This is a genomic window from Clostridioides sp. ES-S-0123-01 (genome assembly GCF_020658415.1).
Classification (GTDB): Bacteria; Bacillota; Clostridia; order Peptostreptococcales; family Peptostreptococcaceae; genus Clostridioides.
The window spans coordinates 407,228-420,870 of sequence record NZ_JACVWD010000005.1 but is presented as its reverse complement, the minus strand read 5'-3'; the positions used below and the strand labels follow the sequence as shown (position 1 = coordinate 420,870).

Here is a 13,643-nt window from a genome sequence, read left to right as displayed (position 1 = left end):
TTATTTATAAAAATTTTGAGTGTAGTACGTTTTATAACTTCCTCCAAATATTACTCCAACTCCAATATTATTATAATTCCCCAAAATATTTTTTCTATGTCCTTCTGAATTCATCCAAGCTTCATGTGCATATATTGCATTAATCTGTCCTGCTGCTATGTTTTCTCCTGCTGAAGTATATATTATTCCTTCTCTTTTCATTCTATCAAAAGGAGTTTCATCTTTTTTGTTTATATGGTCAAAAAAATTATTATCTCTCATATCTTCACTGTGTTTTCTTGAACTTAAAGTGGCTTGCTCACTGTATCTTAGTGAATTCAATCCTCTTTGATTTCTAACACTATTTACAAGGTCTATAATTTCAAATTCAAAGCATTTTTTAAGTTCTTCTTTATCAGTTGGATATAATTCTTTGAACTCATCTTCTGTACTTTTATCAATTATTAAATATGAACAAACTCTATTTTTTTCATGAATATCGTAGAAAATTGTAATATATTTACCTTCCTTATTTATTATATCATATTGATTTTCTGAATTTATTATATATCTAGTATTTCCTTTTTTCTTATATTTTAATGGAGTAATCTTGTTTCTTACTGTTTGTCTATCTTGATTTATTTTTATATCTTGATTTTCACATGAGTTCATAGAGTTACTGTAAAGTGCAACTACCTCATCATTTTCAACACCAACCATTGCAAAATCTTTTCCATATTGATTATATACATACCAGTCAAATCCATATTCACTAGTATCAATTCTACCAGGCTTTCCAATATTAGCTAAAACTTGATTTAAGTTTTCTCCTAAATTTAGTTTTTCAAAATTTTTTATATTAGTCTCGTTTAAATTATTCTCTCCATTATTATTTAGTTGTGAGCTTTGATTTTTCTCATCTTCCTTTTTCTTTGAATTATCACTTAAGTTTATTTTATCTAAAAACTCATTCCATATTTCGCTTTGAAAAAATTTTTCCTTCAAATCATCTACTTCTCTCAATAATTCAGGACTATAAAATAAAACAATAAGTATTACTAATACTAAAGCAATTAATTTTTTCAATATATTCCTCCTTTAAAAAGCTTCACTAAAAATTTCTAATATATACATTATCATGTATTAATACTGATAATATATACTAATTAAATCCTATTAACATCTCTTTATATGTTTTTTATTTAATAAGTATTATAAAAAAGCTTTACCTATTAATAGATAAAGCTACAATCTTAATGAAAATATTTCATCTAAAGTTCTATCAAAGATAGATGGCTTATCAAATTTCCAAGTTCCTTCATAAACTAATTCATTATTTAGATAAAAAGTACCTTGACCATGTTTTTTACCATGCATAAACTCTCCTACATACTTCTTTCCTTTTGACCATATGTAAGTTCCTTTTCCATGAATCAAATTATTTTTCCATTCTCCTTCATAAAGTATTTCTCCTTCACTATTATAACAAATACCATATCCCTCCATCTTTCCACCTTTAAATTCTCCTGCATATATACATCCATCATTCCATTTATAAATGCCTTTTCCATCTTTTTTGCCATTCTTCCAAGTTCCAATATATTCATCTTTACTGTTATAGAGCATATTCCCAATGCCATTCATCATGTCTTCCTCAAAATAACCTATATACTCATTACCGTTTGAAAATACAAAATTTCCTTTTCCATTTTTTTTATCTTGTTTAAATTCTCCTATGTACTCCATATCAGTTCCTTCATCAACAAAAAAAGTATATGAACCTTGACCTTCCATCTTTCCTTCTAAAAACTTTCCTACATATACATCTCCATTAGAAAATTTATATATTTTGTTTTTTGGCTTTTTTGTATCGACATCATCTATATCACGAATTGTTTTTCCTTCTAATTCCAAGACTTCACTTTCTGATGCAAAATCACCCTTTTTTAAAACACGTTTTTTCATATTTTTTATGCTCTTAATCTCTTTATTTACTTCATTTATATATTTTAAATAATTATCATACAAATCAACATATTCTTTAGATAAATTCATAATGCCATTCCTCCAACGTTATTCATAGATATTTTATTAAATCTATTAAATTTATTATATCCTAATACTGGTCATGTTTTCTACACATTGAGTAATTTTTTCAATTTTAATTTTAAAATAACCTCTTTTAAAGTGATACACAAATAGTAAATAAACCATATTTATTATATTTTTAAATAAAAGAAGCTGAGGACTATAATATATAAATTTACATATTACAAACCCTCAGCTTATATTTTTATAGTTTATAAGTCTTTTGCTTTAAATCCTCTTCCTTTTACCTCTGTAACATCATTTACAGATATAAATGCTTTTTTATCATATTTTAAAGCTATATCCTTTATCTTTGGTATCTCACTTGATGCAACTATTGTATATATAATCTTCTTTTTTTGATGAGTGTATGCACCCTCTGCATCCAAGAAAGTTACACCTCTAACTAAACTTCTCATTATGTCTTCTGCTATCAAATCGACTTCAGTTGACATTACCATAACAGATTTTTGATAATTCATTGCATCTTTAATAAAAGTCATTGAATATGCATTTAGAAATAATCCTATGAGAGTATATAATGCTAAATCTAAACCAAATAAAAAGCTTCCTGTAAGTACTATCAAACCATTTATTGCTAAAGCAGTATCTTTCATTTCTATATTTTTCTTAATTTTTAGTATTGCAGCTATAATGTCTGTACCACCTTGAGAAGACCTAGTTCTAAATACAATACCAACTCCTAAACCAGATAATATACCTCCATACACACTTTGAAGTAATATATCATTGATAGGTATGATATTACTTACTTCCTGAGTTGCACCTAATAATAATGAAAATACAATCATATTTAATAAACTTGAAATACAAAATTCTTTTTCTAGGTATATAAAACCTAAAATAAATATTGGAATATTGATTAAAAATGTTAATAGACCCACATTGATATTTGTCAAATAGTTTATAGATGTTGCTATACCTGTAGCACCTCCACTTAATAGATGTGCTGGTCTTAAGAACCCATTTATTCCTATAGATGTCATCAACATCCCCAGTAGCATTGTTGAATATCTTAAAGCTGGATGTTTTTGTAGGGTATTCTTAACTTCACTCATTTCTTTCTCCCTTCAATTCTTATAAATCTTTAGAATTTTAAAAACTTACTTTTATATATATTATTACTGATGTAATAGATAATATTTCAAGCAAATTTTTTCATAGAGTTTCTTGAACTGTCATCTATTACATCATCTATTATAGTATCTTTTATATATATGTCTAGTGCATTTTTTTATATTCCAAAATTTCAAAGTACTTAAATTCTCTCATTTATGCTCCAAATTAAAATTCTTCTAGCACAATATGATACTATATATTATGCAACTTGCAATATAGTAAATTTATAGTATTTTTTCTTAAATATTTATTTTTATAGTATTTTAGTAAACTTAACCATATAATTCTTTATTCATAATTAAGTTTTAAATGAAATTTTTATTTTTATAATTTCAGTACATGATTTTTTTATTTCATTATTTGCAATTTTTTCATTCAGTTTTTACTTTAAAATTTTTTCATTTTATTTTGTTTTAAGTATTCAAAGACGCCTATTGTTACTTTATATTTTTACATAAAATTCATTATAATTGGGATTAATATTACTGTAATCGTACCAGAAACCCCAATAGAAACTCCACTCATTGCTCCTTCTACTTCTCCAAGTTCAAAAGCTTTAGTTGTTCCCAGAGCATGTGCTGATGTCCCAAGTGCAATTCCTTTAGCAACTGGATGATTTATATTTCCAAGTTTAAATACAGTTGAAGCAACCATCCCACCAAAAATACCTGTAAAAATTATAGCTACTACTGTTATTGACTCTACACCATTTAAAGAATTTGCTAAAGATATTCCCATTGGTGTTGTTATAGATTTTGGAATAAGTGAGTTTATTATACTTACATCTGAATTAGCTATTTTACCAATTATTAATACAGATGCAAAAGAAATTATTATACCACAACCTATTCCTATAACAATCTCAAGCATATGCTTTTTAAATAATTCAAACTGTTTATAAAGTGGAACTGCAAGCACTACTGTAACAGGTCCTAAAAAGAAATTTATGCTATCTGCTCCTATCTTGTAATTTTCATACGGAATTTTTGTTATGCTTAGAAATAATATGATTCCTACAATAGCAATTAACATAGGGTTACATATAGGATTATTTGTTTTTCGCTGAATGTATCTCCCTAAATTAAAAAACACGATTGTTACTATTATACCAAATACTGGTGTTTGTAATACATTATACATTCTTTTGTCCTTCTTCCTTCTTTTTTATCATTTTTTCCACTATAATTCCAGTGGTGTACATTACTACTAATGTACTTAGACATATAACTAGTAAAAGTACTAATACATTTTCTTTTATTAGGTCTAGTGATTTTATAAGAGACACTCCCGCTGGTATAAAAAATACAGCCATATTATCAAGGAAAAATCCACTTATATTTTCTATACTGCTTAAATCCAACACTTTAAATTGTAGCAATAGGAATAATAATAGCATACCAACTATACTCCCAGGAATAAGTATAACACTTTGTATAAATGAACTTATATACTCTCCTATTACCCATATACATAAAATTATTACTAATTGATTGAAAACTTTCATTTTCCACCTCCAAAAACTAAAGAGATTGTTTCAAACCATATATTTGTAGTCTTATAAACAAGCAAATATCTTTCTTCAAATAGAAAGTTATGATTTAATACAATCTCTCTTTAAATTTATTTTTATTTTAATTTAATAAAATACATACTTGGTTGTTTCAAAAAACTTAATTATATAAATCTATTTTTTGCTTAAAATTTCTTTTATTTTTGAATTGTTATACATACTATCTGGAACTTCACTTCTTAAACTATAAAAAGTTTTTTTTGCATTTTCTAAATCTCCATTATCATAATATAGCATGCCTAACTCATAGTATGAATCATCATAGTACTGGTCATTTTTAGTATACGTATTTATATACTTCTTATAATACTTTATAGCTTCATCCTTATTTTTCAATGCTTTATTTGTTATTGCTAATTGATATATTGATTCAGAAATGTATTTTTTAGTTTTTCCTGAGGAAACTATACTTTTGAAACTATCTATCGCTTTTTCATACTCTTTATTTTTCTTTAAATCTAAAGCCTTATAGTATAAGTCTTCCTCATTAGCTACAGTGATTTCTTTTTCTGGTTCTTTATTTTTAGCTTCATCTAACTCTTTATTTGTTTTTTCTAATTCTTTATTTGTTTCACCCAGTTTTTTATCAGTTTCAGTTAACTTCTCATCTTTCTTACTTATCTGATTATTCAAGGTTTCTATTCTCTTTTTACTTTGAATAAAATATACACCCATTGCAATTACAATACAAGCAAATATAATATATGGTAAGCTATTTTTCTTCTTCTTTTTAACTCGTTTTTCCTCTTCTTTTTTACTTGTATCTTCTGGTTTCTCTTCTTCTTTTTCAAATACTGGATTATCTTTATCTATCTCTTTGAGTCTATCCAAATATCCTTCTCTCTTTTTTACATTACCTAGTTTATCATACAATAAAGATAAGATTACATATGGTTCTATTAGTTGTGGTTCTTCCTCTACTATATTCTCCAAAATATGTATTGACTCATAATTCATTTCTTCATTTATAAACCTTATAGAATGATTGTATCTGCCTAAAAATGTTTTGAAATCTTCAGATGAAATTAAATTAACATATTTTCTTGATATATGATTATTTTCATAACATAGAGCAGTATAAAAACTTTCAAATGATTTAGCAAAATCGCATTTTAATAACTTTAGAAGCCCTCTAAGATTTAATATATCAATATCTTTAGGATTTATTTCTAAAGCTTTATTTACCATATTAACAGCACTAGTTATATAGTCTTTATACGCTAAGTCCAATGCATTATTGTACCTCTTATATGATTCTAATTTCAACTCCTTTGATGTTGTGTCTGACTTTGACTTCAAAGCTCCTTGTAAATTTAAAAGAGTCTCTTCTTTATAATTAGTAGTCACATAGCTTTGTTTTAATGCTTTTAGTGTCTCATCACCATCTTCTTCTTCTATGTTAAAAAAAGTTAAATCGCTTTTATTTTCTTCTATCAAAGATATATCTAAAATTTTTCTAGGCATGTTTTCTATATCTTGTTTTATATCTTTCACTAAAATAATAATCACCTCCACTTCAAAATATATATTTAAGATAACATATTTAATATGTCAAGTCAAAACTATACATTTTTTGCCATTATTCTCACAATAAAAAAGGTAATCCAATTCTTTTTATGAAAAGGTTACCTTTTTTACAATATTACTAACTTTTAATGTTGAATTTTTTTACTTTTCTATAAAGAGTAGCTATACCTATATTCAATGCTTCTGCTACTTTTTTCATTCCTTCTGTATTACTGCCATATTTTTTGATAGCATTTTCTATAGCTTCTCTTTCAAGGTCATCCATAGTCTTAACCTCTTGTTTGTATAGTTCATCCAATTTAAAAGATATTAAATCAGACATACTCCTTACAAAAGCAGTTAATTCCTTATCTTTTGAAAGTATCTTTTCTTTTTGCTCTTCATTAAATGCAGCTATACCCAATATTCCAAGTATATGTTCTCCCATTTTAACAGGAGTACAGATATCTGCTAACTCTTTACAGTTTTCTCTATTTGCACACTTATTACAGTTCTCTTCTATTTCCTTATTTATAACATAGGATTTTCCATCTTTTAAAACAAGAGAATACACAGATTTCTCTGATATTGTTTCTCCTATTTTACCTCTGAATATTCCTGTTCCTGCTATCCTAGTCAAATCTTTTGTAACTAAAGTAACATCTACATCTAACACATTAGAAATATTCTCGCAAATACTTTGAACGTAATTAGTTATATTATTTAAATTCAAAGTAATCCCTCCTATTTAGATTTATATTTTTTAATACTCTACATAAATCCTATTCTTGAGAACTTTAAGCTTGTGGTTGTGGTTGTGTCTCACTAGGTTTATTATCAGTTGGTGGTGTTTCTGGTTTTGGTTTATTATCTGTATTTTGATTATTTGTATTTTGATTATCTTTATTTTCATCTGTCTTTGGCTTTTCTTCTGGTTTTGGTTCCATAGTTCCAACTAATATAATACCTTCCTTCTTAGGATAATATGAATTAGCTATTTTTTCAGTTTTAATTTTCTTGCCATTTGCATCATTAAATGTTCTATATGTTGATACAGAGTATGCATTTCTTCCACTCTTATCTACTTTTTCTTTTCCTTTAGGCATTGAAGAATCATTGACCCTCTTCATTGTAGTTTGTGAAACTCCATCTAATTTTGTTGATATTGTTATATTTTGTTTATCCTCTGCACTTCCATATATATTGCAAACAATTTGATTTCCTGAAACATAATTTTTTATGTAAATTGGATGCTTAAGATTGTTTTTAAATAAGAAATCTATTCCGCTGTCTGCAACAGTGGCATCCCTTCCTTTTGGAACATAACTTGATGGTATAGTATGATTTTTTACATTAGTAATTTCTAAGCCTGCATATAAAACAGAATTATATAGAGTTGATGAAACTTGACAAACTCCTCCACCATAATCCTCTTCCATTTCTCCCTCTACTATAACAGGAGCACTTTTGTAGCCATTCGCTTTGCTTCTTTTTCCTGTATGTTCATTAAACGAAAAAGTTTCTCCTGGCATAAGTAAAATATTACTTATACTATCTGTTGCTAATTTTATATTTATACTTCTATTTACCTGAGAAGTTTTAAATGTTGTTGCATATTTACCTAAATTTGTGTCTATATTAGCAAGTTGCTCTTTTTTTATTTTTGCTGAAGTAGCTTTTACCACTAACTTATTTGTATACTTTCCTTTTTTGATCTGACTGTCAAAACTATTCATACTCTTAGAAATATCCATTTTAAGGCCATCAGAATCTGGTACAACCTTTACCTTATCACTACTTATATCAATTGTTGCATCTTTTACCTCTACATCTATTTCTTTAGCTATTTTTTCCATTTCTGTTTTTAACTTATTTTTATCATAATTTGTTACTACTACTAAATCACTCTTTTTACCAAAATTTGCTGAAATAGTTTTTGATAGGTTGCTAAAGAAACCATTCTTTCTATTTAAATTATATGCATTTTCTACAGTTTTATCCAAATCAGCAGATAAATTTAGGTCTTGACTTTTAACTTTCCAATTTCTATCGTTGTAATTAAATTCAACATTATCTAAATTGTATTTTTTAGCTAATTCCTGCTTAGCCTGAGATTTAGTTAATCCTCCAACACTTATGCCATTAACATATGTGTTTTTTGCTATTTTCTCCCCTTTAAACTGTATACACATTATACCTACAAATATTACTAATAATAATGCTACAGCTCCAATAGCTATAACTAGCTTTTTGTTCACATTAATCATCCCTTACTTCTCCTTACAATAAAATTATTTATATACACCTACTATTATATTACTACATAATGTGCCTTAAAAACCCAAAAACTTTTTAATTATATAATAATTTAACATTATCAATATAAATAACTAATATTCACTCAATCCTTTTTCTGATATAGAATATATTTTTTCATTGTATATGTTGATAGCATAAACTTCTTTTCCTCTAAATAAACCTTTGTTTACTACAGCATAATAATAAATATTTTTTTGTTTTCCAAATAATTCTTCTAAACTTTTTTTACTTTTTACATATTTATCAGCTTTTTCTATATCCAATATATCAACCTTTTTGTATTTATTTTCTTTTTCATCAAGAGTATTAGTCAACACAAATTTAGCTTTATCTTTAGTAATACCAAATTGATAGCTTCCATCTTCTAATATTCTAAAATATCCTTCTCCATAGTCCACCTTATAATCTTTTTTACCATCTTTATATGAATATAAATCTTTAGTTTTTGCACTTATTAAAACTTCATTTATTAATTTATCATACTCATATACCTCAGCATAATAGTATTTATCGTTTTTTACCATTTGTGGAAGTGAGTTTATAGATAGATTTGCCTTTTCTTTCCCACTTTTTTTAGAGATTATATTTATAATGTCATCAGATGTTAAAGTATACAATGATAAATTCTTTTTATATTTCTTCTCTAAACTTTGTACCTTTTCATCGTCTGAATAGTCTTCTTTTAGATAGTCTATATACTGTAATGCTTTCTCATAATCACCAGAAGTGTTTGCTTCTTCTGCTTTACTTATATAGTAATCATACATTTCTTCAACACATTGTTTTTTAGCGTTTTGAGCTAGGTTGTAATATTTTTCGTCTTCTTTTAATACTTTATTATATTTTTCAATAGCATCATAATATTTATATACTTTTTGGTCTTTTACTGCAGAGTCATAAACATCTCTAGATTCTTTAATTGTTTCTACATTTTGCTTGTATACATCTAAGTTGCCACCTATACCATTTAAAATTGAAATAGTATTTATATAAGAAATTGCCACATTGTAAGTAATATTTTCTTCTTTATACATTTCTCCAACTCTATTAGCTTGAGTTATTAAATCATCTACATTTATATTTATTTTATCTAATGATTTTACTGTATTTATTAATCCAATAAAACTTTCTTGACTTATATCTCCATCTAAATATTTGTCACCACTATTTAATAATAATTTATTTATTTTTTTAGAAATGGATTTATTAAACCTTTCCATTTTTGAATCAGAAAACTTTTTATCTACACTTGCATAGTAATCCACAGCAATAGAGTATTGTCTTTTCTCTACAATTTTTAACAACTCATTTGCTTCATTTCCTACACTAAATTCATTACTACTTAAGAAAAATACTATGATTAAAACAAGTATGCCTAATGCTGATAATGAAACTGCTACTATAGATTTTCTTTTTTCATCAATAAAATCTACAGTTTTTTCAAATAAATCTCTAAAATTCATTATAGTTCCCTCTCTATTTAGCAATATTTATATTTATGATAAACTAAATTTCTTATTGGTTATTATATCATAATTCCTGAAAAAAAATAAAAACACAAGTTAAATCGTGTTTTTATTTTACCTACCAATCATTATTTTATACATAAATATTTCCTTTACATAAATTATGATATCTTTCTCTTTATATCCCTAGAATGACTTTTTTGTTTTTTATTAGCACTGACATTTTTCATTCTTGTTGTATGTATAGTTTTGTTAGCAAATATTTTTCTAGCATTGCATAAAACAACTCCTGTAGTCAAGCATACTGTAAGCACACTCGCCATTAAAAAGTAATAATCCAATCCTACATGTACTCCCATAACTGAATTTATTAATACTAATGCAAAAGTCATTGCAAAACATATCATCATGGAGATAACTAAAATTCTTAGAATTTTTTTCAATCCAATCACCTCGTATAATCACTAATATTGACACTACCCCTTATCCATTACTATACCAAATTAGTAAAAAAATAGCAATTATTATTGTCATTTATATTACGAAAATATTAAATATTTTTAATAAATATCTTTTTTTGACATTAGTATTCCTTCATTTTAATAAAATAGTAACACTAATCTGTGCTAATTAATAGAATGAAATAAATGATAATTTATTGAGGGGTGATTTACATGCCAAATTTGCCAAGTTTAGGATCCAAGGCTCCTGATTTTAAAGCCAATACAACAGATGGCCCTATTAGACTGTCTGATTACAAAGGTAATTGGGTTGTTTTATTTTCACATCCTGGTGATTTTACACCAGTTTGTACTACTGAATTTTTATGCTTTGCTAAATATTATGATGAATTTAAGAAAAGAAATACAGAATTAATCGGCCTAAGTGTTGATAGCAATAGCTCTCATTTAGCTTGGATGTACAATATGTTTTTACTTACAGGTGTAGAAATCCCATTCCCTATCATAGAAGATAGAGATATGAGAATTGCCAAATTATATGGCATGATATCAAAACCAATGAGTGATACATCTACTATCCGTTCTGTATTTATTATAGATAATAATCAAATATTAAGAACTATTCTTTATTATCCATTGACTACAGGAAGAAATATACCAGAAATACTTAGAATAGTAGATGCTCTTCAAACTAGTGATAGAGATAATGTAGTTACTCCTGCAAACTGGTTCCCTGGAATGCCTGTTATCTTGCCATATCCTAAAAACTATAAAGAGTTAAAAAATAGAGTAAATAGTTGTAATAAAAAGTATTCATGTATGGATTGGTACTTATGTTTTGTGCCAGATAATTACACAGATGAAGAATATACTAAAAATATTGATGATACTTACAGTTGTAAAAAAGAACATACTAAAAATATTGAAAATGATTACGAACAAGAAAATATTAAGTGTATAAACAAATCTCATGACCACAAACAAGAATACAATAAGGATGTTAAAGATAGTTGTGATTGCGAACAAAAACATACTAAAAATACTAACAAAATTCATAACTCCAAACAGGATAAACTTAAAGATAAATCCTGTGATGAAATAAAATACAAATACGATAAATGTAGTAAAGAGGATAATAGCTATGAGGATTTCTATAAACAAAATTATAAAAACTATGATTATACAAGTGAAAAAAATTCTAAAAAAATAGCTATGAAAACATTAAAAGACTCAAAGAAGTTAGTTAGACCACAAATAAATGACCCATATAATCCAATAGTTGAAAATATAAATTGTCCAGATATAAATCCTATTGTAATGGAATATGTTCTTGGTAATCCAACTAATGTAGATGCTCAGTTATTAGATGCAGTTATTTTTGCATTTGCTGAAATAGACCAATATGGTAATTTATTTATTCCTTATCCTAGATTCCTAAACCAATTGCTTGCGCTTAAAGCTGAAAAGCCTAGCTTAAAAGTAATTGTAGCCATTGGTGGTTGGGGAGCTGAAGGATTCTCCGATGCAGCTTTAACGCCTACATCCAGATATAACTTTGCAAGACAAGTCAATCAAATGATAAATGAATATGCTTTAGATGGAGTTGATATCGACTGGGAATATCCTGGAAGTAGTGCAGCTGGTATAAAATCGAGACCTCAAGATAGAGAAAATTTCACACTTTTACTAACAGCTATAAGAGACGTTATAGGAGATGAGAAATGGCTTAGTGTAGCTGGAACAGGGGATATGGGATATATAAACTCAAGTGCTGAAATAGATAAAATAGCTCCAATAATAGATTATTTTAATCTTATGAGTTATGATTTCACAGCAGGTGAAACAGGGCCAAATGGCAGAAAACATCAGGCAAACCTTTTTGACTCAGACTTATCCTTACCAGGATATAGTGTTGATGCAATGGTTAGAAACCTTGAAAATGCTGGAATGCCTTCTGAGAAAATCCTTCTCGGACTTCCATTTTATGGAAGATTAGGTGCCACTATAACAAGAACTTATGATGAACTTAGAAAAGATTATATAAATAAAAACGGATATGAATATAGATTTGATAGAGTTGCTCAGGTTCCATATTTAGTTAAAGATGGAGAATTTGCAATGTCATATGATGATTCATTATCTATATTCTTAAAAACTCAATATGTGCTTAGAAACTGTTTAGGTGGGGTATTCTCTTGGACATCAACTTATGACCAGGCAAATATATTAGCTAGAACTATGTCTATTGGTATAAATGACCCTGAATTGTTAAAAGAAGAACTTGAAGGTCTTTATGGTCAATTCTAATTAGACATAATATAAAATTTTATACTTTTGCCATATAAAAAAGCAGATTGCATTATATTAAATGAGTTTTACTTAATTGATAATAATATCAATTATTTTGAAATCAGAAACTTATCTTATTATAATACAATTCTGCTTTTTTGGTTATAAGTCAATGTTTTTTTAATAGCATGCTAATTCCTAATTATATACCAATAGCTTTTTTAGCTAACTTATCAGCTTCTTCATTGTATTTATTTCCAGAATGTGCTTTAACTTTCATAAATCTGACATTTAACTCCGTTTTGATACTATCATAAAAGTTTTTATATGCTATAGTTCCTTCTTTATTTGTTTTCCAAACTCCAGTGCACCACTTTTCAATACCTTCATAGTCAAAATATAAAATCAGGTTTTGAATATTATTATCAATACAGTACTGCATTGCAATTTTAGAAGCTTCTATCTCACCCGCCACATTTCTCATACCTACTAAAGTTTGCTCTTTTCCATTTTTACTATAAGTTTTTATAACTTCATTCTTCTTTAGAATTACAACACCTGAACCATACATCTTTATTGAATGCTCATAACTACCATCAACATATGCTTCTATAAATTCTTCATCTTCTTTAAATGTTGGTTTTGTTGCTCCATAAACATACTCTTTTGCTTCCTGTGATGTAGTAAAACTCTTGTATTCAGCTCCTGAAAATCCATTTACTTGTTTTTTACACTCATCCCATGTCTCATATATTCCAATTTTTTTGCCCTTTTTTACAGCATAAAACTTTTGTTTTGCCAAATATATCACTCCCACCATTAGTT

At 26.9% G+C, this 13,643-nt stretch carries 12 protein-coding genes; 1 reads left to right on the top strand and 11 read right to left on the bottom strand.

Features of this window, described 5'->3' with window-relative positions:
- From IC175_RS14330 to IC175_RS14285, 10 genes are all read right to left on the bottom strand, one after another.
- Positions 1-1,065, bottom strand: coding sequence for a CAP domain-containing protein (locus IC175_RS14330; RefSeq protein WP_227432791.1), 1,065 nt, complete (start codon positions 1,063-1,065; stop codon positions 1-3).
- A gap of 159 nt (positions 1,066-1,224) precedes the next feature.
- Positions 1,225-2,034, bottom strand: a complete 810-nt coding sequence (locus tag IC175_RS14325) for an MORN repeat-containing protein (protein ID WP_227432790.1) — start codon at positions 2,032-2,034, stop codon at positions 1,225-1,227.
- A gap of 245 nt (positions 2,035-2,279) precedes the next feature.
- Positions 2,280-3,146, bottom strand: coding sequence for a YitT family protein (locus IC175_RS14320; protein ID WP_227432788.1), 867 nt, complete (start codon positions 3,144-3,146; stop codon positions 2,280-2,282).
- A 511-nt stretch (positions 3,147-3,657) separates the two neighbouring features.
- A complete protein-coding gene (locus IC175_RS14315) occupies positions 3,658-4,347 on the bottom strand; it encodes an LrgB family protein (RefSeq protein ID WP_227432787.1) in 690 nt (229 codons plus the stop codon).
- A complete protein-coding gene (locus IC175_RS14310; protein ID WP_227432786.1) occupies positions 4,340-4,711 on the bottom strand; it encodes a CidA/LrgA family protein in 372 nt (123 codons plus the stop codon). The genes IC175_RS14315 and IC175_RS14310 overlap by 8 nt, the downstream gene beginning before the upstream one ends.
- Positions 4,712-4,891: 180 nt before the next feature.
- Positions 4,892-6,241 (bottom strand): tetratricopeptide repeat protein, encoded by a 1,350-nt coding sequence (locus IC175_RS14305; RefSeq protein ID WP_255613196.1) that lies wholly within the window; start codon positions 6,239-6,241, stop codon positions 4,892-4,894.
- Between the two features lie 181 nt (positions 6,242-6,422).
- Complete coding sequence (locus tag IC175_RS14300; protein ID WP_227432784.1) at positions 6,423-7,016, bottom strand: GAF domain-containing protein; 594 nt, start codon at positions 7,014-7,016, stop codon at positions 6,423-6,425.
- A 64-nt stretch (positions 7,017-7,080) separates the two neighbouring features.
- The gene (locus IC175_RS14295) at positions 7,081-8,550 is read right to left on the bottom strand and encodes a VanW family protein (RefSeq protein WP_227834606.1); all 1,470 of its coding nucleotides are present in this window, start codon (positions 8,548-8,550) and stop codon (positions 7,081-7,083) included.
- 123 nt (positions 8,551-8,673) lie between these two features.
- The gene (locus IC175_RS14290; RefSeq protein WP_227831171.1) at positions 8,674-10,065 is read right to left on the bottom strand and encodes a UbiD family decarboxylase; all 1,392 of its coding nucleotides are present in this window, start codon (positions 10,063-10,065) and stop codon (positions 8,674-8,676) included.
- 164 nt (positions 10,066-10,229) lie between these two features.
- The gene (locus IC175_RS14285; RefSeq protein WP_255612780.1) at positions 10,230-10,478 is read right to left on the bottom strand and encodes a hypothetical protein; all 249 of its coding nucleotides are present in this window, start codon (positions 10,476-10,478) and stop codon (positions 10,230-10,232) included.
- A gap of 264 nt (positions 10,479-10,742) precedes the next feature.
- Between IC175_RS14285 and IC175_RS14280 the strand changes: the two genes are divergently transcribed.
- Positions 10,743-12,836, top strand: coding sequence for a peroxiredoxin (locus IC175_RS14280; protein ID WP_227851654.1), 2,094 nt, complete (start codon positions 10,743-10,745; stop codon positions 12,834-12,836).
- Positions 12,837-13,020: 184 nt separating this feature from the next.
- On the opposite strand, the gene IC175_RS14275 is transcribed toward IC175_RS14280, so the two are convergent.
- Positions 13,021-13,620 carry a viroplasmin family protein gene (locus IC175_RS14275; RefSeq protein WP_227432776.1) on the bottom strand — a complete coding sequence of 200 codons (600 nt, stop codon included), beginning with the start codon at positions 13,618-13,620 and terminating at the stop codon, positions 13,021-13,023.
- Positions 13,621-13,643 lie beyond the last annotated feature (23 nt).